This window comes from Flavobacterium chungangensis (assembly GCF_042654045.1).
GTDB lineage: Bacteria > Bacteroidota > Bacteroidia > Flavobacteriales > Flavobacteriaceae > Flavobacterium > Flavobacterium chungangensis.
On sequence record NZ_JBHSFY010000005.1, the window covers coordinates 242,030 to 265,296 of the forward strand.

At 32.7% G+C, this 23,267-nt stretch carries 21 protein-coding genes and 1 pseudogene; 2 read left to right on the forward strand and 20 right to left on the reverse strand.

What is annotated here, in order from left to right; all coding sequences use genetic code 11:
- Positions 1-29: 29 nt before the first annotated feature.
- The 18 genes and pseudogenes from ACFO3N_RS10220 to gltB form a co-directional block, all read right to left on the reverse strand.
- A complete protein-coding gene (locus ACFO3N_RS10220; RefSeq protein ID WP_379797442.1) occupies positions 30-527 on the reverse strand; it encodes an SRPBCC family protein in 498 nt (165 codons plus the stop codon).
- A complete protein-coding gene (locus ACFO3N_RS10225) occupies positions 517-843 on the reverse strand; it encodes an ArsR/SmtB family transcription factor (RefSeq protein WP_095931335.1) in 327 nt (108 codons plus the stop codon). The genes ACFO3N_RS10220 and ACFO3N_RS10225 overlap by 11 nt, the downstream gene beginning before the upstream one ends.
- A gap of 155 nt (positions 844-998) precedes the next feature.
- Positions 999-2,186: a hypothetical protein gene (locus ACFO3N_RS10230; RefSeq protein WP_379797444.1), complete on the reverse strand. Its 1,188-nt coding sequence runs from the start codon at positions 2,184-2,186 to the stop codon at positions 999-1,001.
- 243 nt (positions 2,187-2,429) lie between these two features.
- Entirely contained in the window at positions 2,430-2,795 is a 366-nt protein-coding gene (locus ACFO3N_RS10235) for a hypothetical protein (protein WP_379797446.1), read from the reverse strand.
- A gap of 59 nt (positions 2,796-2,854) precedes the next feature.
- The gene (locus tag ACFO3N_RS10240; protein WP_379797448.1) at positions 2,855-3,328 is read right to left on the reverse strand and encodes a DUF1572 domain-containing protein; all 474 of its coding nucleotides are present in this window, start codon (positions 3,326-3,328) and stop codon (positions 2,855-2,857) included.
- 32 nt (positions 3,329-3,360) lie between these two features.
- Positions 3,361-3,924, reverse strand: coding sequence for a hypothetical protein (locus tag ACFO3N_RS10245; RefSeq protein ID WP_379797450.1), 564 nt, complete (start codon positions 3,922-3,924; stop codon positions 3,361-3,363).
- A gap of 124 nt (positions 3,925-4,048) precedes the next feature.
- The gene (locus ACFO3N_RS10250) at positions 4,049-5,209 is read right to left on the reverse strand and encodes an acetyltransferase domain-containing protein (protein ID WP_379797452.1); all 1,161 of its coding nucleotides are present in this window, start codon (positions 5,207-5,209) and stop codon (positions 4,049-4,051) included.
- Positions 5,210-5,427: 218 nt separating this feature from the next.
- Positions 5,428-5,793: a hypothetical protein gene (locus ACFO3N_RS10255; protein ID WP_095931341.1), complete on the reverse strand. Its 366-nt coding sequence runs from the start codon at positions 5,791-5,793 to the stop codon at positions 5,428-5,430.
- A gap of 266 nt (positions 5,794-6,059) precedes the next feature.
- Positions 6,060-6,512 carry a hypothetical protein gene (locus tag ACFO3N_RS10260; protein WP_379797454.1) on the reverse strand — a complete coding sequence of 151 codons (453 nt, stop codon included), beginning with the start codon at positions 6,510-6,512 and terminating at the stop codon, positions 6,060-6,062.
- Positions 6,513-7,427: 915 nt separating this feature from the next.
- The gene (locus ACFO3N_RS10265) at positions 7,428-7,820 is read right to left on the reverse strand and encodes a helix-turn-helix domain-containing protein (protein WP_250835182.1); all 393 of its coding nucleotides are present in this window, start codon (positions 7,818-7,820) and stop codon (positions 7,428-7,430) included.
- A gap of 89 nt (positions 7,821-7,909) precedes the next feature.
- Positions 7,910-8,443 carry a hypothetical protein gene (locus tag ACFO3N_RS10270; protein WP_379797457.1) on the reverse strand — a complete coding sequence of 178 codons (534 nt, stop codon included), beginning with the start codon at positions 8,441-8,443 and terminating at the stop codon, positions 7,910-7,912.
- A gap of 236 nt (positions 8,444-8,679) precedes the next feature.
- Positions 8,680-8,835 carry a hypothetical protein gene (locus tag ACFO3N_RS10275; RefSeq protein ID WP_379797459.1) on the reverse strand — a complete coding sequence of 52 codons (156 nt, stop codon included), beginning with the start codon at positions 8,833-8,835 and terminating at the stop codon, positions 8,680-8,682.
- A gap of 65 nt (positions 8,836-8,900) precedes the next feature.
- Positions 8,901-9,440 carry a hypothetical protein gene (locus tag ACFO3N_RS10280; protein WP_379797461.1) on the reverse strand — a complete coding sequence of 180 codons (540 nt, stop codon included), beginning with the start codon at positions 9,438-9,440 and terminating at the stop codon, positions 8,901-8,903.
- A 220-nt stretch (positions 9,441-9,660) separates the two neighbouring features.
- The gene (locus ACFO3N_RS10285; protein WP_379797463.1) at positions 9,661-9,816 is read right to left on the reverse strand and encodes a hypothetical protein; all 156 of its coding nucleotides are present in this window, start codon (positions 9,814-9,816) and stop codon (positions 9,661-9,663) included.
- Complete coding sequence (locus ACFO3N_RS10290; protein WP_379797465.1) at positions 9,813-10,286, reverse strand: DUF6934 family protein; 474 nt, start codon at positions 10,284-10,286, stop codon at positions 9,813-9,815. The genes ACFO3N_RS10285 and ACFO3N_RS10290 overlap by 4 nt, the downstream gene beginning before the upstream one ends.
- 179 nt (positions 10,287-10,465) lie before the next feature.
- A pseudogene (gene lysA / locus ACFO3N_RS10295) lies at positions 10,466-11,692 on the reverse strand (diaminopimelate decarboxylase); the annotation flags it as partial.
- Positions 11,693-12,351: 659 nt separating this feature from the next.
- Positions 12,352-13,806 carry a glutamate synthase subunit beta gene (locus tag ACFO3N_RS10300; protein ID WP_012024227.1) on the reverse strand — a complete coding sequence of 485 codons (1,455 nt, stop codon included), beginning with the start codon at positions 13,804-13,806 and terminating at the stop codon, positions 12,352-12,354.
- 123 nt (positions 13,807-13,929) lie between these two features.
- Positions 13,930-18,447: a glutamate synthase large subunit gene (gene gltB / locus ACFO3N_RS10305; RefSeq protein WP_379797467.1), complete on the reverse strand. Its 4,518-nt coding sequence runs from the start codon at positions 18,445-18,447 to the stop codon at positions 13,930-13,932.
- A gap of 416 nt (positions 18,448-18,863) precedes the next feature.
- On the opposite strand from gltB, the gene sucC reads away from it, so the two are divergent.
- Positions 18,864-20,057 (forward strand): ADP-forming succinate--CoA ligase subunit beta, encoded by a 1,194-nt coding sequence (gene sucC / locus ACFO3N_RS10310; protein ID WP_379797469.1) that lies wholly within the window; start codon positions 18,864-18,866, stop codon positions 20,055-20,057.
- Positions 20,058-20,327: 270 nt separating this feature from the next.
- On the opposite strand, the gene ACFO3N_RS10315 is transcribed toward sucC, so the two are convergent.
- Complete coding sequence (locus ACFO3N_RS10315; RefSeq protein WP_379797471.1) at positions 20,328-21,125, reverse strand: DUF5694 domain-containing protein; 798 nt, start codon at positions 21,123-21,125, stop codon at positions 20,328-20,330.
- Between the two features lie 81 nt (positions 21,126-21,206).
- On the reverse strand, positions 21,207-22,004 hold the full coding sequence (locus tag ACFO3N_RS10320) for a DUF5694 domain-containing protein (protein WP_379797473.1): 798 nt from the start codon (positions 22,002-22,004) through the stop codon (positions 21,207-21,209).
- Positions 22,005-22,225: 221 nt separating this feature from the next.
- On the opposite strand from ACFO3N_RS10320, the gene ACFO3N_RS10325 reads away from it, so the two are divergent.
- Positions 22,226-23,266 carry a sensor histidine kinase gene (locus ACFO3N_RS10325; RefSeq protein WP_379797475.1) on the forward strand — a complete coding sequence of 347 codons (1,041 nt, stop codon included), beginning with the start codon at positions 22,226-22,228 and terminating at the stop codon, positions 23,264-23,266.
- The last annotated feature ends 1 nt before the right edge of the window (position 23,267 follow it).

The following is a 23,267-nucleotide window of genomic DNA, read 5'->3' on the forward strand; positions in this document are numbered from 1 at the left end:
TCGTTAATAATAATTCGGCTGAATTGACTTTATTTTTCTGCTAAGATTTTGTCCAAACCTTGCATTGCAGAAGTAAATCCTTCTTTAAAGCCCATTTCAATTATTTTTTGCAGTTCTTCAAAACTGTCACGTTTTATCACAATATCAACAATTGTAGAAGTTCCCTGTTCAGAAAAAGTAATATCCCAAAACGAACTTCCAAATTCAGAATTCGGATTTCCTTCGGAATCAGAAAAAGTAGCAGAATGTTTAAAATTTGTTTTAGGAGAAATTGAAGAATATTCAAAATAACTCCAGCGCTCAGCACCGTCGGGACCAACCATGGCATATAATCTTCTACCGCCTTCTTTAAACTCCATGTTTTTGGTTTCAGATTTAAACGGAGCTGGCGCCCACCATAAATCAAGAATTTCAGGTTCTGTCCATGCAGACCAAACATTTGATAACGGAGCATCGAATTCGCGTTTTACGCTCACTCTTTTATTTTCCTTGTCTACAGAAAAATTCATTAATAAATCAGTCTTCATTTTCTTTAGATTTTAAGTTAAGTAATACTTGATCCAATTGACTAAAACGCTGTTCCCAAATTGCCTTAAATTGCTCCAGCCATTGATCAATTTCTTTCATTTTATCAATTTTCAGCTGATAATAAATTTCTCTGCCCAATTTCTTTTCTTCCAATAAATCACATTCATTCAATATTTTAATGTGTTTAGAAACTGCTTGTCTTGTAGTTTGAAACTGCTCTGCAATAGCATTTGGCGTTAATGCAGTTGAGGAAATCAAAACCAATATTGCTCTTCTTGTCGGATCGGCAATAGCTTGAAAAATATCTCTTTTCATTTTCTATGAATATTTATTCGCAACTAATCAGTTGCAAATATACGCAACTTTTTGGTTGCGCAATTCAAAAAGACATTTTTTTTTATTGAAAAAGTTTAAAGCAAAAAAAAGGCGCATCAAAAATGCACCTTTTTCTTTATAATTGTGTTATATAATTACCTTCTAAATTTATTCTTTACAATGATGTCTTTTAGTTTGGCTTTCAGGTCTTCACCTGTATCATACACCATCTGTTCGTTGTTCGGAAAAGCAATAGCGCGTTTGTCAAAATACCCTAAATAATTATCATCGCAAGCGTTTCTGTTCCCTTTGTAATTCGAATACACATTTTCAAAAACATATTCGCTGCTTATCGGGAAAGTCTGAACTAGCTGATTGCTTTTTAAATCTACATAGTCCACTTTTGCAGTTACCAGACAAGACTTAAATTGTCTGAATTCATAAACCGTTGCGCGAAGTGTTTTATAATTATCCACTTTAATTTCCTTACCTAAACTATCCTTTACAGGTCTTCCGCGGTTGTCCAAAAGCGTTTTTACGCCATCTTTAACTTGTCTTTCTTTAACAAATTCTTTCTCTTTAATTTGTTCTGGCGAAATCGCAATTTGTCTGAAATTAAGAATCAAACTATAATCGTACGACACATTTTTTTGTCTTGTGCTATGATAAACCGTCCATTTATCGTTTAATCCGTAGGTTTTAAAATCCAATAAATCTTCCTGAAGCATTTTCGGAATCACCATTTCGGTTTCATTTTTAGCATAAACATCCACAAAATCAGTTCCTTTGAACTGAGCATCGTCCATCAGTTTTTTGGTATTTTTGTAGCCAGGATTAATACTTTCCAAATACGCAAAATCATCGTAAGCTTTTCTAAAATCCAATTTGTTATTTGATTTCAAAAGAGTAGATGCGTTTTCATATAAATATTTCGAAAGTGCATTTTTACTGTTTACAATCTCATTCGAATAATTATCAAACGGAAAATTTGCATTTCTTCCCAGCTTCAATAAAGGCAAAGGCAAAATAGGTCTAATTTTTTCCTGACGATTATTTAGCTGTACATAAGTATTATAGATACGTTCAGTATTTGCCGGATTATTTTCTTTATTCAGCATTTCTAGATTACGTAAATCGCGGTCTTTGGCTTTTGCAAAGGCTTCTTCTAATAGATAAACATAATCTTGTTTTCCTTTAGAATCTTTTTTGGTGCGAAGCGCTTCAACAGCGCGATCAATTGCACCGTCGTAATTTCCGTCGCTAAGCATTGATTGTGTTGTTTTTACCCCACAAGAAGAAAGGGCTAAAAACAATATAGAAACGAGAAAAGTAATTTTTTGCATAGTGTGTCTTTTGAAGTTGCAAATATATTTTATTTAACTTTCAACAACTATGCCTTTTTCTAATTTATTTAAGGAGCAGAAAAAGCTATTTTCATAAGAACGTTTACTCCCGCTGTCCGCTAAATTCCCGATTAACAAAAACTACGGCTGAAATAGCCTTGTTTTTCTAAATCGGGAGATATCGCTTCCATCGGGGCTAGATTACAGCTTTTGTTTTTCAGAGGAAACAAGAAAAAATCTAACTTATTCTTCCACTTTTTTGTATTCAAAAGTACCCACTTCAGGATTGGTTATAACACGTTTCTGACTGTCAAAAGAATTTATTGTAAACACAACCGGCAGAATAACAGAAACAATGGTCAATTGAGAATTGTCTTTAGATAATTTCCATTTTGCTTTATGCGATTCGTCGCCAATAACGCTTTCAAAATCACCATTTTCTTTAAAAACCTGAAAAACCTGATCTGTTTTAAAATGTTTTTCAATGCTTTTTTCTTTTCCGTTTTTAGTCCATTTTACCAATTGCCATTTTCCAATAAGTTCTTTAGAAGTTTGCGCTGATGCAGATAAGCCAATTAAAAACAGAAATGCTAAGATTAATTTTTTCATTTTTAAATTTTTAAAGTTGAACTCTAATTTAATGACTTTTAATGATTTGAAAGAAAATTTTACGTTAAGTTGTTAAGCTGTTTTTTAATCAAAACAATTTGCCCTAAATGATAATAACTATGTTCAATCATAGCTTCGATATTTCTTTTGTAAGTTCCGTACTGGACTTCTACAAAACCTTCATCCAGTTTTTCGACTGGCATTTGTTGTACTAAAGACGCAAATTCTTCAGCATCATTCCAGAATTGAGTTAGAAAAGTATTCCATTGTTCTTGAGAATGAATTGACGGAAAATCAAAACTAAATTTGTCTTTTATATCTAATGTTCCTCCTTTAAAAACCTGATTGATTCCGTTTATATAGTAATGAATATGCTGCGCCAAAACCGCAATTGTATTTAAGTTCTGAACGGGACTAACTGCAATTTTCCAATCTAGATTTTCGAGCTGATCTTTAAAATTGGTGTTCGCAATCCAAGTTCCGTTTAAAATAACTTCTCTAAAACGATTGGCAATTTCTACTGTACTTTTCATATTCAATAATTTAGGAGTTTTTATTTATGAACTTATTCCTGCTGAATCCACTCGTGTTTTCCGTTTTTTAGATAAATAATTCCGCCTCCACAGCTTTCTTCGGCATGAATAAAAATCCCATCATTTGGAAGTTTTATTTTATCTTCTTCTTTAATTTCTTCTTCGCCCATAATTTCACCGTCATCGTTTACGTTGTTCCAGACGATTTCTCCTTTTGGTGCTTTCTCAAATGTTCCGACCCAGTCAATTTCATCAAAACCTTGATTTAAAACAGTATTTCCGAATCCGAAATAATCAGTTCTTTTATTATTTCCAAAAGTTATTTTTAGGCCACTTTTGTCATTTTTTGTACTTCTGATAATTTCTACGAGTTCGTCTTTTCCGTCTCCGTCTAAATCGCAACTTATTTGGTTGGTTTTATGTTTTTTAGAAATTACCAATGTATCAGCTTCCTCAATGTTAATTTCAGCATTAGTTTTAGGTTTTAATGCGACTTCTAAAATATCTTTTTGGGTAGTTGAAGGTGTTTCGGTTTTAGTTTCATTTTTACATGAAATTGCAATTAGGGACAAAAGCAATAAAGTTTGGATTTTCATTATTTTATTATTTTGGCTTTGAAAAATTCAAGGCTAATATAAGAAAATGTGTACAGAATCTAAAGTGTTTTTTAGTAGTTCTTAAATGACGCAATGAATTTTATGCGCTGACTTTTGATGAATTTTAAATGTATTGTAGCCACCAATATTTATGTTCCGATTTATATTTTCCAAACCATTGGCAAGGTTTATAAAGTAGGACAACAACAAAAATCCAAATTAGATAAATTAACCAAAGAGATAAACCGCTTTCTATGCCTTTTGGCCTTCCAAATGTTCCGGTTGCAAATTCAAATTGCGAAAAGCTGAAACCTTGAGCAAAAAGCATAAGAAGTGTGAGAAAATGAATAACATAAAAATGAACGACAAAATAAAACAAAGGCACTTTTCCGTAGACCAAATACACTTTTTTGATGCTGTTTGTGAATTGTTCTGCAAATGCTAGAAGCAAAAACATAATTCCTAAAGTTGCTAAACAAAATAGGAGAGAAGGAGGATATTTTGTCACATTAATAAATGACAAAAAAGTAAAAACGACATTTTTTTGCGTGGTCCATAAAGCTGGATCTCCATAAATATTTACAAAACGAATTATGATAAATAAGACTAATGCGGTTAAACCAATTTTTGTAAATAGTTGTTTTCTTTTCTCTTCAGTCCATTCAAAGAATTTACCAGTTGCAAAACCAATAAGCATAATTCCAAGCCACGGAATCGGCGGATAACCCATTATAAAAGCTCTTCCTGAAAACGGAAATACTATTGGACTAAATAGCGGTGCTAAAGCAGTTTTTAAAATCGAATTTTCTGCAAATGGAATAAGCGGTGTGAGATTGTGAAAAAAGAGTATAAGAAGTCCAATAATTCCTAATGTCTGTGAACGGATTTTCAGTAATGCACTTAAAATGATAAAACCAAAACCTATTGCTGCAATCACTTCAAACAAAAGAGAATGAAAACCAATATCGAAGAATAAACCAAAATTGACAATTGTAAATTCAAGGACAACTAACCAAATTCCTCTTTTGAGTAAAAACTTTCTGGTTTCGGAAACATTATTTTTGTTTTGAAGCGAAAGATAAACCGAAGTTCCGGCCAGAAAAACAAAAGTAGGCGCGCATAAATGAGTTATAAAACGCGTAAAAAACAGTAAAGGTGAAGTAGTTGTTAAATCGGTTGGACTTTGCGTAATAGAATCAACATGCATCAAATCTCGAACATGATCGAGCGCCATAATAATCATTACAATTCCGCGGACAATGTCGATTGATGGCTGTCGTTTCATGGGTTTGATTTTTAAATACTTAAGAGTAAATCTAATGAATTATTTTTTAAGTATTTAAGCAATATTAGTAATTGTAAATGAATTGCCTCCAGCTTTAGCTGGAGGTATATTTGATAAAAGTAAAAAGGCTTTAGCCAAAAAAAGATTTGGCTAAAGCCCTATGAGAAAGATTTTATTATTAACCTCTAGCTAAAGCTGGAGACAATTGAAAAATATATTTATTTAGATTTTCTAATCTTTACCTGATATACAATTTCCCAAAAAATAATAGAAAGAACAGCATTCGCAAATATGGCAGTTTTAACCTGATACGGATCATAATCTACAAGCAGATGCAAATTGGTAAACTGTAAAGCTAGAAACATAGCCAAAGCCGCAATTCCGACAGCACAAAGTACATTAAGCAAGGGTTTCCATTTTAGAGCTGTAAAAGCATAAATAAGATTCAGGATACCAAAGCCAACTCCAAGAGTTACAAAACCATCACCTTTAAATTTCTCATTTAATTCAAGAAAAAAATGGGTAGAAGTAAGGTATAAAAAGAAAAGAATAGAGTAAATCAGGATTCGTACTTGAGGTTTCATTTTTTGTAATTTTTATTTTTAAAAGTGTAAGATTTTTTTGTTTATTTGCTTGTCAGAAAATGAAAGCTTTAAAAAGATAAAATTATGGATAAATTAATTAATGATTTTCAGTTTGGGTTATTTATTTGGCAGTTTTTAATTATTGCATTTTGCATCTTTTTATTTTATCTGTTGTATCTGTTGTTCAAGTTTTTGCGAAAAAATGTATAATCACTACTTTAAGATATATTTAAAAAATCCCGTTTCAATAAAGAAACGGGATTTTTTTATTCTAAAATTGCCTCGACTTTAGTTTCCGATTTTTCTTTTAACGGACTATCTGGCTGCAGACTCCAAATAACTAGAAATCTACCTTTTGCTATATATTCTTCTGGATGTTCAGGCGTTGGTTCACCCGCTTTTCCCCAAAGTAAACCTTGCAAGAATCTATCGCCTTTAAAAACATGATCAAATTCAAAATACATAATAGAACCGCGATCTGCTTTGCTTTTAAAACTCTGAATCGCTTTACTTTTTATAGTTCCCACAATATTGCTGTACGTTTCAATATCATTATAAAAAGTACAAGCTTGTGGTGTAATGCAAATATTTCCATCACTTACCATATAGCCGCCTTTTGGAATTTCTTTTGGTTTTAGTTTTAAATCAGCAAGAGTTTGGCTGAATGAATTGGTTGCAAATAACAGTAATAATGTTGATAGTAGAAGTGTAGGTTTCATTGCTTTTGGGGATTATTTTGATTTCTATATTGTTATAATTTGTTATCTAAATACATTAAAATAATAATGCATGTGGAGAAAAGAAAAATTTGAAATGCAACATTACTAGTTCTATATAGCATTCTGCTTCTTTTGGTTTCTTGTAGCCATTCAGCTGTATATTCTTTATCTTTTTTCTTAAAAGTTTGATCATTAAAATAATTAAAAACAAAAAAGAGAACAAGAAAAGCGATAAAAACAAATGGCTCACTAATTTTTAAATTAGGTAGAAAAATTTTCTTAAGAATTAGTGAAATTAAAAATATTAATAATGATTCGTGTATTGAAATCGAAGTGGTGGCCTGCCAACTGTTTATTGATCTTGTGTTGATATAAAAGAATCTTCGATAAATTTTTTTAATGTCCAAGAGTTGTTTTTTTATTTAGTGAATTTGATTTTGCAATTCTAACTAACTTCTAAAAACATTAATAGTTTTTGATAAAATTAAATACAATTGAAAGGCAGTTATAGATATCGTAATAAGTGTGAGATAAGCGGAAGAATTAATAAGTTTATTGTTTTCTATCTGTAATTGTTTTGCAATATTTACTCTTCTGTTGTTTAGGGTTTTTAAAAAATGCATTAGTACGATTGACCAGCTAAACATTACAAGTACAAAAAACGCAAAGCCATTTGGCATTTCTTCGATGTTTAGTAAAGTATAAATTTTGGTAAAAACTATTGCAATTACAAAATAGACTAATGCGTAGAAAAGTATTTTTTTTAGTCCATTTTCAGATTTTAGAAAATAAAAAATGGAGCAATTTACTAAGACAATAAAAAGGGCAAGAAGAAGATATGACATTTTGTTTCTGGGCTTAAAAAAAGCACAAAGTAAATCTCTGTGCTTTTGTAAAATTTATATTTCTAAGGAATTATTTTCCTTTTAGTAATTTTTCTAAATATTCAACTTTGTCTTTTTCAGCCTGAACCAAACGTTCGTAAAGTTCTACAACTTTGTCAAGTGGATTGAAATTGCAAATATTATTATGACCAAAATTGCTGTTTGAAACGGAATCATTAAATGTATTAAAATAATTAAATACATTTTCTTCAGAAAAACTCTCAATCGCTTCTACCGTAACGCCAAGTGCTTCTGCAATTTTTGAAAGTTTAGAATCATCAATAGTTTCACTTCCTTCAATACCAGAAATTGCCTGCTGATTTGTACCAATTGCCTGCGCAAGCGCTTCCTGCTTCATACCTCGAAGCTCTCTGATTCGGCTGATGTTTCTGCCGATATGTTTTGGTTTTGATGTTGTGCTCATAATTTCAAAGGTATTTAAAATTTTGATTATTTGAATAAAGTAAAAAGATGTTTTTTCTGATAGAATTTTAATTTTTCTTTTAAAAACTTTTATCTTCTTCGTTTACGCTTTTCATTAATGGGAATTTGATTGGATGGTGTTAATTCGTTTAAACATTGCTGATAAATTTCTTCTCGCCATTTTTCAAAAAATTCAATTAAGTCAAAAAATAATTTTTCGGATGAATTTTCAGGTTGCGGTTTTTTGAACAAATTTCCTATTCTGATATTGTGTGATTTGCCCAAATGATTAATAACATAATCTTCCTTGCCTTGGTCCTCCATAAATATATCAGAATAATAATGTTTCAATTCTAAATGATCGAGTTTTTGTATTTCTAAAATTATGTTTTTAATTTCAGAAGGTATTTCGCATTCGAATTGCTTTTCAAATTTCTCAAATTTTTTTGTACGAAACGTCATGTCGATCTTACATTCAAAAATGATATCAATATAAATTCCTAATCTTAATAATCTTTCTGTCCAACCATCAAACTGGTCATACGAAAGAATATAATCTTCATGTAATTTTAAATTTCCAGTTGTGGAGTCTATTTTTCGTATATTAAGTACTTCAAAGTCCATTTTTGTAAGTATTGAAAGTATTTAGGTAAGATATTAAATATTTTTTATTTTGGATCAAGTCTACTCTTATTCTTGTCAAATGACAAATATTGTAATTACTTTGCGTGGGCTTCGACTTCGCTCAGCCTGACAGACGTTTAAGAATCTAAACTCAAAAATCTGAACTCAAAAATCTAAAATAAAAAAATCCCGCCTCAATTAAGAAACGGGACTTCGATGATATTTTGGTTTTAAGATTAAAAGCTTAGTTTAAACTCGATTTTATTAATTTCATCTTGTGTTCCAGATTGAAACTCAATATTTTTAAGATTATTGAGAGATGTGTCAACAATAATCTTTGAGTCTTTTGTAGTTAATCTTTTAGTCTTAATTATTTTTTTTGAACTTTTCATCTTCCTTTCCTTTTAATTAAAAAACCATCAAAATCTTTTTAATAATTTATGCTCTTGTAAAAAAATTATTGAAATATTCCATTGTTCCAAAGCTTTTCAGTTTTTTCTAAGTTAGATAGCCAAAATTGCCTTTTATTTTTGTCATTTTGTGGGCCAAATATTTTTGGATAATTATATGTTTTTTTGAAATTTAACTTTAAGAAATCATGGTAATAATCTGTAAGATAAGGATGAAATTGTGCTTTGAAACTTTGATTATCTTCATTTTTATTTAACAAGCAATTATCAAATCCTTCAAGTCTATTGCAAACAATTTTTGAGAGTTCTTCTTTTGTAATGTCTTCAACTTTTAAAGGGTTAGGTAATACAATTCTAAAAGAAAGAACTTCTGCACCTTCGCCTTCCCACCATTCCCAAAGATTGTATTTAGACATATCTTTTCCAGTTAAATTATGAATTTTGCTTTCTAGTTTTTGGTATTCAATATTTTCTTCATCGCCATTCTCATCAACAAAATCGGTATAATCCATAATAGATTTTAGTATTTCCGGATAGAGTTTTTCGGCAATTTCTAATTGTGGTTCGATTTCTTTTCTAAGTTCCATTTTGTATATATTATTTTACAAAATTATAAAAATAAACTTACTTTTTATGTGTTGGTTCTAAATCTTAAAAACTCTTAAAGGAGCGATTATTTTGCGTGGGCTTCGACTTCGCTCAGCCTGACAAAAGTGTGTAAATAATCTAAAATCTAAACTTAAAAATCTGAAATAAAAAAATCCCGCCTCAATTAAGAAACGGGATTTTTATAATATTTTAAGGAGATTAAAAACTTAATTTAAACTCTAGTTTACTTATTTCGTCTGGTTTTCCAGATTTAAACTTAATATCTTTAAGTTCATTAAGTGATGGGTCAATTACAATTTTTGGATTTTTACTTGTAATCCTTTTTAGCTTCACTATTTTTTTTATACGTTTCATATTTTTTTCCTTTTAATTAAAAATCCATCAAAGTCTTTTGTATAATCAAATGGTTCGTCTATGATCTGCTCATTATCAATTATTCGGGCACCAAATATATCAAAAGTTTCTGATAATTCCTCAAGATTTAACATTATAACTCTTTTGTAAGTATTTGTTCTTCTAACATCACTGCCTTTAAAGAACACTGCTATTTCTGGATTTGTCTTTGTAAATTCATATACAGTTTGGGCTACAGTTGCCAAAACAATCCTAATGTCTCCATTGTCATTTATAACTTGATCATCTATAATATACTTTTTTATTGATGGGGCGTATTTTAAGTTTCCAAAACAAAGATTATAGATAGAAGGGTTTTTAGTTGGAGTGTAAGCAACCACTTTTCTAAAACTTCCTTTTATTCCAACACTTACAAAATTAAATATTGTGGATGATTCATCTTTCGTAAGGTCATATTTATAGTAATTCATTTAAATAAAAAATTTCGTACAAATATAATGAATTAAGATGACTTTTTTATTTGTGTGAAAAGCGAAGATTAACTTAATTATGTAAACCAATCTAAAATCTAAACTCAGAAATCTACAATAAAAAAATCCCGCCTCAATTAATAAACGGGATTAAAGTGATATTCTCTTTTTTTCTATTGTTAAACCGTAGCAGCAACTTCTTCTGGCAACGGAATTTGATTTTTAAGTAAATCTTCGAATGTTTCAGCTTGGCGAATCAAGATTCCTTGTCCGTTCATCCAAAGAACTTCGGCTGGTTTGTATCTTGAATTGTAGTTTGAAGACATTGAGAAACAGTAAGCTCCAGCATTTCTGAAAGATAAAATATCTCCTTCAGTAATTTCCTGAATTCTACGGTTGTTTGCAAAAGTATCTGTTTCGCAAATGTATCCTACAACTGAGTAAAAACGCTCTTTTCCTTTTGGGTTTGAGATGTTTTCGATATGGTGTGAAGATCCGTATAACATTGGACGAATTAAGTGGTTGAAACCACTATCTACTCCAGCGAAAACTGTTGAGGTTGTCTGTTTTACTACGTTTACTTTTACTAAGAAATGACCTGCTTCAGATACAAGGAATTTTCCTGGCTCAAAAATAAGCGTTAAGTCTCTTCCATATTCAGCACAGAAAGCGTTGAATCTTTTAGATAATTTTTTACCTAACTCTTCGATGTCTGTTTCGATATCGTCTTTTTTGTAAGGTACTTTGAATCCGCTTCCAAAATCTAAGAATTGTAAATCTTTGAAATGTTTAGCCGTATCAAACAAGATTTCAGCAGCATACAAGAATACTTCGATATCTAAAATATCAGATCCTGTGTGCATGTGAATTCCCACGATGCTCATTTTTGTGTTCTCAACAATTCGCAAAATATGAGGAATCTGGTGCACAGAAATTCCGAATTTACTATCGATATGTCCAACAGAAATGTTAGCGTTTCCGCCTGCCATTACGTGTGGATTGATACGAATACATACCGGAATATGTGGATGTTTTGTTCCGAACTGCTCCAGAATAGATAAGTTGTCGATATTGATTTGTACACCCATTGCGGCAACTTCTTCGATTTCTTCTAGAGAAACGCCGTTTGGTGTAAAGAAAATTCTTTCGGGTTCATAGCCAGCATGAAGTCCTAACTGAACTTCCTGAATTGATACAGTGTCTAAACCAGACCCCATGTTCTTTAATAACTGTAGAATCGCAACGTTTGACAATGCCTTCATGGCGTAATTAACTCTTAAGTTTTCTACCTTAGAGAAAGCTTTAGTTAATCTGTTGTACTGAGATTGGATTTTTTCAGCATCGTAAACATACAATGGACTTCCAAATTGGTCTGCTAACTGCAGTAAATCTTTTGCTTGCATTTTTAAATCATTTTGGGCAAAGTTATTACACTTTTATCTATCAGCAAATAATTTGTAGAAAAATAACAAATTATAACAAATTGTTTTATTTCAAACAAAAAGTTGCTGTTTTTAAGATTTTATAACCTTTTTAAAGGTGCTAAGGTTCTAAGATGCTAAGTTACTAAGTTTTTTTGGCTCGAATTCGCGAATTAACTTATTCTTAAATGCTGTCGAAATTGTTTTTTGCCACTGATTAAAATGATTTGCACAGATTATTTTTTGTTTGCCACGTATTACACAAATTTTCACGAATTTTTAATCTTAGATTTTTCGCAAAATGCTCAAAATATAGCCCGTGGTTTCAACCACGGGAAACGTAAAGAATTGAGCGTAATCATATATTGTGTTCCCGTGGTTGAAACCACGGGCTATGTTTGAATATAGAAGCCAAAGAGAAGAGAAAAATTTGTGTAATTGCTTCGGCGGTTCGCTATCGCTCGGGTAGTGGCTAAAAAAAATCCATTTAATCTATATAGTCTGTGGGTAAAAAAAACAAAACCCCTGAATATAAATTCAAGGGTTTGTTTGTAGTTATGTTGTTTATCGGAAAAGATTAATAAAATGCAAGGAAAAAAACTTAGTATCTTAGAGCCTTAGCATCTTAGCATCTTTAAAAAAAATTATAGACTCGGTAAATCTCCTTTTCCTTTAGTAGGCAAGTTTGTAGATCCCATAAGGAATAAATCTACTTCTCTTGCAGCTTCGCGACCTTCTGAAATAGCCCACACGATTAATGATTGTCCTCTTCTCATATCACCAGCAGTGAAAATGTGAGGTACGTTTGTCTGATAGTTATGCGCTTTGTAGTTGCTTCTCATATCAGTTTCGATTCCCAATTGCTCGCTTAATGTTTTCTCTGGACCTGTAAATCCAAGAGCCAATAAAGCTAAATCGCAAGGCCAGATTTTCTCAGAACCTTCTTTTTCGATTAATTCAGGACGTTGACCAGGAGTCATTTTCCATTGCACTTCAACCGTTTTTAATCCAGTTAATTCGCCTTTATCGTTAGAAATGAATTCTTTAGTATTAATCAACCAGTTTCTGTCGCAACCTTCTTCGTGAGAAGAAGATGTTTTAAGCTGCAATGGCCAGAAAGGCCAAGGAGTTGACTCGCTTCTTCCAACTGGAGGTTTTGGTAAAATCTCAAAGTTAGTTACCGATTTTGCTCCGTGTCTGTTTGAAGTTCCAATACAGTCAGAACCCGTATCTCCACCACCAATAACGATTACATCTTTACCAGTTGCTTTAACCTGATCAGGAATTGATTCTCCGTATAAAACTTTTGTTTGCTGCGTTAAGAAATCCATTGCCTGAACAACACCTTTGCTTTCGATTCCTTTAGTTGGCAAGCTTCTTCTTTCAGTTGCTCCTCCGCATAAAACGATAGAATCGAATTGGTTTAATTCTTCAACACTGAAGTTAACACCAACGTTTACATTAGTTTTGAAAGTGATTCCTTCTGCTTCCAGAATAGCTACACGACGATCGATAATTCCTTTTTCTAATTTGAAATTTGGAATTCCGTAACGTAATAAACCTCCAATTGCGTTGTCTCTTTCAAAAACAGTAACGGTATGACCCGCTCTGTTTAATTGCTGAGCCGCTGCAAGACCTGCAGGTCCAGAACCGATAACAGCAACTGTTTTTCCAGTTCTTGTTTTTGGTGCTTGTGGTTTAATCCATCCTTCAGCAAAACCTCTTTCGACAATGCTTTTTTCGATGTTTTCGATAGAAACCGGATCTTTGATGATTCCTAATACACATGATTTCTCACATGGAGCAGGGCATAAGCGTCCTGTAAATTCAGGAAAGTTATTAGTAGATTGTAAAATTTCTAATGCACTCTGCCATTCTTCCTGATGCACCATGTCGTTGAAGTCAGGAATTAAATTTCCTAACGGACAACCACTGTGGCAAAATGGAATTCCACAGTCCATACATCTTGATCCTTGTTCTTTTAATTTATCTTTTGGTACCGGAATAGTGAATTCGTTGTAGTTAGAAACACGTTCTGCTACTGCTAAATTACTTTCATCGGCTCTGTTATATTCTTTAAATCCGCCTATTTTACCCATGACTTTTTAAATTAAATTCCAATTTCTTTAAATTCCAAATTCCAATCCTTCGACTTCGCTCAGGACGACATTGTCATTGATATTGACATTGGAATTTGGAATTTTATTTTTTGAAATTGATTTTTATCCCGCTATTAATTCTTCTATTTTTTTCTCTTCTGCAATTCTTTGTAATGCTTTTTTGTAATCAGTTGGCATTACTTTTACGAAGTGCTGTTGTTGATTTTCCCAGTCTGCTAAAATTCTTTTTGCTAATGGACTGCTTGTGTACAATGAATGATTTTTGATCAGTTTTCTTAGTTTCGTAAGATCTTCTTCTTCCATTGGGTCGAATGCAACCATTTCCATGTTACAAACTGTAGAATCGAATTTCTTATTTGGATCGTAAACATAAGCCACACCACCACTCATACCAGCTGCGAAGTTTCTTCCTGTTTTTCCTAAAACTACTACTGTACCACCGGTCATGTACTCGCATCCGTGATCTCCAATTCCTTCAACAACTGCTGTTGCTCCAGAATTTCTAACACAGAAACGCTCTCCGGCCATTCCATTAATATAAGCCTCTCCGGTAATAGCTCCGTAAAGGGCAACGTTTCCGATAATGATATTGTCTTCAGGGTTGAAAGTCGCAGTAGGAGGTACTTTTACAATTAATTTTCCTCCAGAAAGACCTTTTCCTAAATAATCATTACAGTTTCCGTGAATTTTAAATGACAATCCGTTTGTTGCGAATGCACCAAAACTTTGTCCAGCAGAACCTTCAAAATCAACTAAAATAGTGTCATCAGGTAATCCTTGTGCGCCGTAGATTTTTGAGATTTCGTTACTCAAAATAGCACCTACAGAACGGTCTGTATTTTTAATTTTAAAGGTTACTCTTGTTTTTTCTTTTCTATAGATAGACGGAATAGCTTCTTTGATAATATCAAAATCCAATACATTTTCAAGTTGGTGATCTTGAGTCGTTGTATTATGATTTGGCTCTGTTTTCGCTTTTTCCGGTTTGTATAGAATTGATGACAAGTCTAAACCATTTGCTTTATAATGTTTGATGGCTTTGTTCACATTTAATTTTTGTGACTGACCAACCATTTCTTTTAAGGTTCTGAAACCTAACTGTGCCATTATTTCTCTTAACTCTTCAGCGATGAAATACATGAAGTTGATTACGTGCTCTGGAGTTCCTTTGAAATTTTTTCTCAATTCAGGATCCTGAGTGGCAATACCAACTGGGCAAGTATTTAAGTGACAAGCTCTCATCATGATACATCCAGAAGCTACAAGCGGAGCCGTTGCAAAACCGAATTCTTCAGCTCCTAATAAAGCTGCGATGGCAACGTCACGACCTGTTTTCAACTGTCCGTCACACTCTAAAACTACACGGCTTCTTAAGTCGTTTAAGATCAAGGTTTGCTGGGCTTCAGCCAAACCAAGTTCCCACGGAATACCTGTGTGTTGTAAAGATGTTAATGGTGCAGCTCCCGTTCCTCCGTCATAACCAGAAATCAAGATTACGTCAGCTTTTGCTTTGGCAACACCGGCAGCGATGGTTCCAACTCCAACTTCAGAAACTAATTTTACGTTAATACGAGCTTCACGGTTTGCATTTTTCAAATCGTAAATCAACTGAGATAAATCCTCAATTGAGTAAATATCGTGGTGAGGAGGAGGTGAAATCAAACCTACATAAGGTGTAGAGTTTCTAGTTTCAGCAATCCAAGGCACAACTTTTTCTCCAGGTAACTGTCCACCTTCACCAGGTTTAGCACCTTGAGCCATTTTAATCTGGATTTCTTTAGCGTTTGTCAAATAGTTGATCGAAACACCAAAACGTCCTGATGCAACTTGCTTAATTGCAGAGTTTCTAGAATCTCCGTTAATTTCTTTCTGGAAACGTTTTGGATCTTCTCCACCCTCTCCAGAGTTACTTTTTCCACCGATTCTGTTCATAGCAATCGCTAAATTCTCGTGTGCTTCTCTAGAGATAGATCCGTAAGACATGGCACCCGTTTTGAATTTCTTTACAATTTCTGTCCAAGGCTCTACTTCATCAATAGAAATTGGATCTAAGTTGTTGAATTCAAATAAACCTCTTATGGTCATTAAGTTTGAGCTTTGCTCGTTAACGGCATTTGAGTATTCTTTATAACTTTCTGGGCTGTTTAAACGAACCGCTTGTTGTAATTTAGAAATAGTGGTTGGGTTAAACATGTGTTTTTCTCCACCACGTCTCCATCTGTAAATACCTCCAATTTCAAGAGAAAGCAAACTTGCAACTTTTGAATTTGGGAAAGCTTTTTGGAAACGTTTTTTAACCTCTTTTTCAACTTCCATTAAACCAATTCCTTCAATTCTTGATGGTGTGTAAGGGAAGTATTTCGAAGTAAATGTTTTGTTTAATCCTAAAATCTCGAAAATCTGAGCAGCTCTGTATGAATGTAAAGTAGAGATACCAATTTTGTTCATGATTTTCACGATTCCTTTTGCAATCGCTTTGTTGTAATTTACAACAGCATAATCAGCTTTTACTTTTGTGATGAAACCTTTTTCAACTTGATCGTGAATGATTTCGTTTACCATGTAAGGGTTGATGGCGCTTGCACCATATCCGAACAATAAAGCAAAGTGATGAGGTTCTCTAGGTTCAGCAGATTCGATGATGATTCCGAATTTAGAACGAACCTGTAAAATGTTTAATGAATGGTGAATGTAAGAACAAGCCAATAACATTGGAATTGGAGCCAATTCTTCGCTTACACCTCTATCCGATAAGATAATGATGTTGCATCCTTCTTCAACCGCTTTAAAGGTTGCCTGAACACATTTTTCAAGCGCACGCTCTAAACCGTTAACTCCTTTTTCTATTTTGTATAAAGTAGAAATAGTAGCCGATTTGAAATCTGGGTGATCGATATTTCTAATTTTATCCAAATCCTCGTTAGAAACAACTGGATTTTGGATTTTTAATTTTTTACATTGTTTAGATTCAATTTCGAAAATATTGAAATCTCCACCAATCGCTAAACTGATATCAGTAATGATTTCTTCACGAATACCATCCAACGGCGGGTTTGTAACTTGAGCAAATAATTGTTTGAAATAATTGTACAACAACTGAGGCTGATCTGAAAGAACTGCCAAAGGTGTATCGTTACCCATAGAACTAATTGCTTCAGCTCCGTCGCTACCCATTGGGTTGATGATGGTTTTTAAATCTTCAATTGTATAACCAAACAAACGCTGTCTTGTTAAGAAATCTAATTTTTCAACAGGAGTAGGGTTGTTGGTATAAGGAACGCTAGCCAATGGCAATAAGTTTTCATCAACCCATTGTTTGTATGGACGTTTTGTAACGATCGCTTTTTTAACTTCTTCGTCTTCGATGATACGTCCTTCATTCATATCAACTAAGAACATTTTTCCTGGCTCCAAACGTCCGTGCTGAATTACATCTTCTGGATCAATATCTAATACACCAATTTCAGATGACATAATTACGAATCCGCTTTTCGTTAATGTATAACGAGAAGGACGCAATCCATTTCTGTCTAGTAAAGCACCAATTACGTTACCATCTGTAAACGGAATAGAAGCAGGACCATCCCAAGGCTCCATGATACAAGCGTTGAACTCGTAGAATGCTCTTTTTTCAGCGGACATTGTCTGGTGTTTTTCCCAAGCTTCAGGAACAACCATCATCATTGCTTCTGGCAATGAACGACCTGTCATTAATAAAAGTTCAATTACCATATCCATAGAAGCAGAATCTGATTTTCCTTCTAAGATAATTGGAAATAATTTTTTAATGTCTTCGCCAAAAACCTTGCTTTGCATAAGCTCTTCACGAGCACGCATACGGCTTACGTTTCCACGAAGCGTGTTGATCTCACCATTATGACACATGTATCTAAACGGTTGAGCTAAGTCCCAAGATGGGAATGTATTGGTAGAGAAACGCTGGTGTACAAGTGCTAAACGAGTCACCAAGTCTGGATCTTTCAAATCTATATAATAACGGCTGATGTCTTCTGGCATCAATAGACCTTTATATATTATAGTAGTTGTCGATAAACTAGTAAAATAAAACATGTGGCTTTCAGAAGTTTTTGATCCTCTTACGGCATGTTCAGCAATTTTTCTAGCTGCAAAAAGTTTTGCATTAAATTCTTGTTCAGTTAAATCCTGTCCGTTTTTAGAAACGAAAACTTGTTTAATTGTTGGTTCTTTTTCTGCGGCAATTTCACCTAGATTTTCAACGTCAACGGGTACATCTCTCCAGCCTAAAACTTTTAAGTTTTGGTCTTTGATTGTAGCTTCAAATGCATTAATACAAAAAGAAACCTGGTTTTTGCTTTTTGGTAAAAAAACCATTCCTACTGCATACTCACGCGCTTCTGGGATTTCAAAGTCACAAACTTTCTTAAAAAAATCATGAGGAATGTCGAATAAAATTCCGGCTCCGTCACCAGTTCTTCCATCAGAACTAACGGCACCACGATGTTCTAATTTAATTAAGATGTCTAATGCTTTGTGAATAATATCATTTGACTTAATACCATTCAAATTACAAATAAATCCTGCACCACAATTGTCGTGTTCAAATTCAGGCAGATAAAGCCCTTGTTCTTTAACTCTCATTCTTGATATTTTTTTTACAAAAATAAAGATTTCGTTAAACATAATGTAGTGAATTAGTGCTTTTGCTTTCATTTTTGCTGTAATATTAGAAAAAGCATTCTTAATTATTAATATTATGATATAAAGCATCCCGAATTGCTAAAAATATAATTACTCTTAAAATATATTAGGAAAAATCGTCGGTAGGCCAATAAAACCAATGAATTTTTTGTTAAATATCAAACGTTTTATGCGAATTGTGTTAACATTAACAAATTGTTCCGTTAACGATTTGTTTGCTTTGAAAAATTATCAACGCCTAATACCTATATATAACATTTATTTAATTGAAAAAGATTTTACTATTAAGTTGTATTTTGTTACTTTTGTCGCACTTTTATTCTGAAATAAATTCAGAACCAGACAAATTCTATATTATGAACATACACGAATATCAAGGAAAAGAAATTTTAGCGAGTTACGGAGTACGCGTACAACGCGGAATTGTGGCTAACAATGCGGTTGAAGCTGTAGCTGCTGCAAAACAATTAACTGCCGAAACTGGTACAGGATGGCATGTAATAAAAGCACAAATTCACGCAGGTGGTCGTGGAAAAGGTGGTGGAGTTAAGCTGGCAAAAAACTTACAACAAGTTGAAGAGTTAGCAGAACAAATCATCGGAATGCAGTTGATTACACCTCAGACTCCGCCTGAAGGTAAAAAAGTAAACAAAATATTAGTTGCAGAAGATGTTTACTATCCAGGTGAAAGCGAAACTTCTGAATTCTATGTTTCTGTTTTATTGAATAGAGGTACAGGACGCAACATGATTATGTATTCTACTGAAGGTGGAATGGATATCGAAGAAGTTGCTGAGCATACTCCACACTTAATCTTTACTGAAGAAATCGATCCATCTGTTGGATTACAAGGTTTCCAAGCTAGAAGAGTTGCCTTCAACTTAGGTCTTTCTGGAAATGCTTTCAAAGAAATGGTTAAATTCATCGATGCACTTTACAATGCTTACATTGGTTCTGATGCTTCTATGTTTGAAATCAACCCAGTTTTAAAAACTTCTGATAACAAAATTTTAGCTGTTGACGCTAAAGTTAACATCGACGATAACGCTTTATACAGACAACCTAAATATGCTGAAATGAGAGATATCCGTGAGGAGAATCCAATCGAAGTTGAAGCTAAAGAAGTTGGTCTTAACTATGTTGACCTTGACGGTACTGTAGGATGTATGGTAAACGGAGCTGGTCTTGCAATGGCAACTATGGACTTAATTAAATACGCTGGTTTTGAGCCTGCTAACTTCCTTGACGTTGGAGGAACTGCTGATGCTAAACGTGTTGAAACAGCTTTCAGAATTATCTTGAAAGATCCAAACGTAAAAGCTATTTTAATTAACATCTTCGGAGGTATCGTTCGTTGTGACCGTGTTGCTCAAGGTGTTGTTGATGCTTACAAAAACATGGGAGACGCAATTAAAGTGCCAATTATCGTTCGTTTGCAAGGAACAAATGCTGAAATTGCAAAAGAATTAATTGACAACTCTGGTATGCCAATCTTATCTGCAGTTCAATTCCAAGAAGCTGCTGACCAAGTTAAAGCTGCTCTTTCTTAATTAAATAAGAAATCAATTTATATAGAAAATCCCTCCGTGCTTCGGAGGGATTTTTTTTGGAGCCTATTTAACCGCAAAGTTCGCAAGGTTTTTTGTCAAGGATTATGAATACAAACGCAAAGTTCGCAAAGCTATATGTTGAAAATAGCCACGAATTCACGAATTATTTTCAAAGATTGTAAAAAAATAAAATTCGTGAATTCGTGGCTAAAAAAAAACTTTGCGAACTTTGCGTAATTCTTTGCGCTCTTTGCGGTTAAATCATCAAGTTTATTTCAAAACTGTAGATAGTTCTACAATTTCAAATTCCGGATCATGGGTTATAAATTCTCTTATCAATGCAGCATGACCAGCGCCAACTAAAACCATTATTTTGTTATCTGTACTTTCAGTCAATTTCTGAATTAAAGAATACATATATAAATTTCTTTTGTACCAATTTGAAACTAAAGACGCTCCTGTAAAATCATCTGGATTTCCAGCTCTATTGGCTACTTCCAAATACCATTGGATGTTTTTATTTTCGGTTTCTTTTTTATTGTAATGCAGCATGAGTTCTTGTAATGAGCTTTTTGTTATTCTTTCATTATGATCTTTTTCATTCCTTTTTTTCCACTCATTATTTCTTTTCAATAAATCCTGTTGGTTTGCTTTTTCCATTGACATCAGTAAACTGTCATATGGAAAAGAAGTATAGAGATTCATTCCGTATAATTTTTTATGATTCAGTTTTTTAGCCGTGCGGAGTGCCAGTTGTGTTATTTCGTTTTTGTTAGTTTTAAAAAGACTGTCGGTATTTTTATTGTAAAACTTATCTAAATCGGCTTGCTCGTTAAATTCCCATTCTACAAATATTTTATCTGGACCAAATTTTTTGATTTTGTCACTCATTATTTCGAGTTCTTTTTGGCTTTTTTCAGACAAGATATCAAAACTGTTTAATTGAGCAACGTCAAGACCAGGGTTGGCGTAATGAAATGTTCCAACCAATAAAATCTGCTTTTTCTTAGTTTGAGCAGATGCCATGTTAAATGTTATAAGAGCTAGTAATAGAATAATTTTTTGCATGATTTTTTGTTTTTATGGATAATGTATATTGTAGAGGCACACTGCAGTCTACGCAAAGTTTAATGATATGGTTAAAAAGAATTATTTCAAAACAGTCGATAATTCTACGATTTCAAATTCTGGGTCATGTGCTAGAAATTCTCTTAGCATTGCAGCGTGCCCGGCTCCAAGTAAAACCATGATTTTATTATCTGTGCTTTCGGTTAATTTCTGAACTAAAGAATACATGTATAAGTTTCTTTTGTACCAATTTGAAACTAAAGAAGCACCAGTAAAGTCATCTGGATTTCCAGTTCTATTTGCTACTTCCAAATACCATTGGATGTTATCTTCATTAGACGCTTTTTCATTGTAGTAAAGCATAAGATCTGTTAAAGAACTTTTAGCCATTCTTTCGTTATTATCTTTTACAAACCTTTCTGTTGACTCCGTATTTTTTTTCATTAAATCCTTCTGATTTGCTTTTTCCATTGACATCATCAAGCTATCATAAGGAAAACGGGTACGATAATCAATTCCATACATCTTTTTATGATTCAGTTTTTTAGCAGTACGTAATGCTAATTGAGTAATTTCATTTAGATCTTTTTTAAGTAAACTGTCAGTGTTTTTATTGTAATACTTGTCTAACTCAGCTTGTTTGCTAAATTTCCATTCTACAAATATTTTATCTGGACCAAATTTCTTGATTTTGTCACTCATAATTTCGAGCTCTTTTTGGCTTTTCTCAGACATTACATTAAAGGTTTTTACTTTAGCAACATCAAGGCCGGGATTGGCGTAATGAAAAGTTCCAATTAATAAAATTTGTTTTTTCTTAGTTTGAGCAGAAGTTAAGTTTAATGTAATAATTGCGAGTAATAAAATGATTTTGTGCATGAGGTTTTGTTTTTAAATTCATGACAAATGTATTTCGTCTTTTGAGCTCTATTTTTTGTTTTTGATGAACATAGGATTTCATTTAATAAACACATGAAATTTGCAGTGTAATAATTTCATGTAAAGTTTTTGACAGTTCATCCCTAAAAAAGCATGTTTTAAATAAATGTCATTTTCGATTAAAGGCTTAATTGTATTTTTGAGCTAATTATCATAAAACTATGAAATCAAGAATCCCTTTTTACTATCACATTGTTTTTTTCTTATTATTATTTCTAACGTACATTTTTTGGGATATTGGACTTAATGATCAAAAAATAGAAATTGTAATCAAAGCAATATCTTATGGAATTACACCAACACATTTGTTAGCAATATTTTGTATTTACATTCTCAATTTTTATTACTTCTGTGAATGGTTTTTAAACAGGAAGAAATTAGTTTTTTATATTCTGACAATTCCAGTTTCGCTATTGCTTTTTGCAGCTGTTCGATATTTTTTGCAAGAAGTGGTTATGTTTAATATTACCGGAATGCACAACTACTATGAAGAAGCCAGAGAAATAGGTTATTACATAAAAGACAATTTTTTCTTCGGATTGCCAGCTGTACTTTTAAGTGCACTGACTTTTTTATTTTGGCAGTTTCATACTACGCAACATCAAAATCAGGAATTGCTTCTGGAGAATAAAAAAGCAGAGTTTCAAATGCTGAAAGCACAGGTTAGTCCGCATTTTTTGTTTAATACGCTGAATTCTTTTTATAGCCAGTTGGTTTTAAAAGAAGATGAAATGGCTGATGATATTTTGGTTCTTTCTGATTTACTTCGGTATGTTATTACAGAAACAGACAAAGATGAAGCGATCCTTTCAAAAGAAATTCAATTCATTCAAAACTATATTCATTTGCAAAAGAAAAGATTTGAAGATCAGTTGTTTTTAGATTTTTCGGTTGAGGGAAATTATTCAAACGAAAAAATCATTTCGTCGGCTTTGGTTCACTTTGTTGAGAATGTTTTCAAGCATGGAAAATTTAATAATGAAGACGAAAAAGCCATTATTTCAATTCGAATAAAGGACGATTTTCTAGAAATTTCAACTTTCAATTATTTCATTGAAGGAGAAAATTATTCTTCAACGGGAATTGGTTTTGATAATTTGACAAAAAGGCTGGAATACACCTATAAAGGCCAATTTATTCTGGAAAAAACAGAAGAAAATAATACCTTTAAAACTTACTTAAAAATACCGCTAAAGAAATAAT

Excerpts from the sequence above, each read along its gene's own strand:
- ACFO3N_RS10220 (WP_379797442.1), bottom strand. The coding sequence starts at position 527 with ATGAAGACTGATTTATTAATGAATTTTTCTGTAGACAAGGAAAATAAA.
- ACFO3N_RS10225 (WP_095931335.1), bottom strand. The coding sequence starts at position 843 with ATGAAAAGAGATATTTTTCAAGCTATTGCCGATCCGACAAGAAGAGCA.
- ACFO3N_RS10230 (WP_379797444.1), bottom strand. The coding sequence starts at position 2,186 with ATGCAAAAAATTACTTTTCTCGTTTCTATATTGTTTTTAGCCCTTTCT.
- ACFO3N_RS10235 (WP_379797446.1), bottom strand. The coding sequence starts at position 2,795 with ATGAAAAAATTAATCTTAGCATTTCTGTTTTTAATTGGCTTATCTGCA.
- ACFO3N_RS10240 (WP_379797448.1), bottom strand. The coding sequence starts at position 3,328 with ATGAAAAGTACAGTAGAAATTGCCAATCGTTTTAGAGAAGTTATTTTA.
- ACFO3N_RS10245 (WP_379797450.1), bottom strand. The coding sequence starts at position 3,924 with ATGAAAATCCAAACTTTATTGCTTTTGTCCCTAATTGCAATTTCATGT.
- ACFO3N_RS10250 (WP_379797452.1), bottom strand. The coding sequence starts at position 5,209 with ATGAAACGACAGCCATCAATCGACATTGTCCGCGGAATTGTAATGATT.
- ACFO3N_RS10255 (WP_095931341.1), bottom strand. The coding sequence starts at position 5,793 with ATGAAACCTCAAGTACGAATCCTGATTTACTCTATTCTTTTCTTTTTA.
- ACFO3N_RS10260 (WP_379797454.1), bottom strand. The coding sequence starts at position 6,512 with ATGAAACCTACACTTCTACTATCAACATTATTACTGTTATTTGCAACC.
- ACFO3N_RS10265 (WP_250835182.1), bottom strand. The coding sequence starts at position 7,820 with ATGAGCACAACATCAAAACCAAAACATATCGGCAGAAACATCAGCCGA.
- ACFO3N_RS10270 (WP_379797457.1), bottom strand. The coding sequence starts at position 8,443 with ATGGACTTTGAAGTACTTAATATACGAAAAATAGACTCCACAACTGGA.
- ACFO3N_RS10275 (WP_379797459.1), bottom strand. The coding sequence starts at position 8,835 with ATGAAAAGTTCAAAAAAAATAATTAAGACTAAAAGATTAACTACAAAA.
- ACFO3N_RS10280 (WP_379797461.1), bottom strand. The coding sequence starts at position 9,440 with ATGGAACTTAGAAAAGAAATCGAACCACAATTAGAAATTGCCGAAAAA.
- ACFO3N_RS10285 (WP_379797463.1), bottom strand. The coding sequence starts at position 9,816 with ATGAAACGTATAAAAAAAATAGTGAAGCTAAAAAGGATTACAAGTAAA.
- ACFO3N_RS10290 (WP_379797465.1), bottom strand. The coding sequence starts at position 10,286 with ATGAATTACTATAAATATGACCTTACGAAAGATGAATCATCCACAATA.
- ACFO3N_RS10300 (WP_012024227.1), bottom strand. The coding sequence starts at position 13,806 with ATGGGTAAAATAGGCGGATTTAAAGAATATAACAGAGCCGATGAAAGT.
- gltB (WP_379797467.1), bottom strand. The coding sequence starts at position 18,447 with ATGAGAGTTAAAGAACAAGGGCTTTATCTGCCTGAATTTGAACACGAC.
- sucC (WP_379797469.1), top strand. The coding sequence starts at position 18,864 with ATGAACATACACGAATATCAAGGAAAAGAAATTTTAGCGAGTTACGGA.
- ACFO3N_RS10315 (WP_379797471.1), bottom strand. The coding sequence starts at position 21,125 with ATGCAAAAAATTATTCTATTACTAGCTCTTATAACATTTAACATGGCA.
- ACFO3N_RS10320 (WP_379797473.1), bottom strand. The coding sequence starts at position 22,004 with ATGCACAAAATCATTTTATTACTCGCAATTATTACATTAAACTTAACT.
- ACFO3N_RS10325 (WP_379797475.1), top strand. The coding sequence starts at position 22,226 with ATGAAATCAAGAATCCCTTTTTACTATCACATTGTTTTTTTCTTATTA.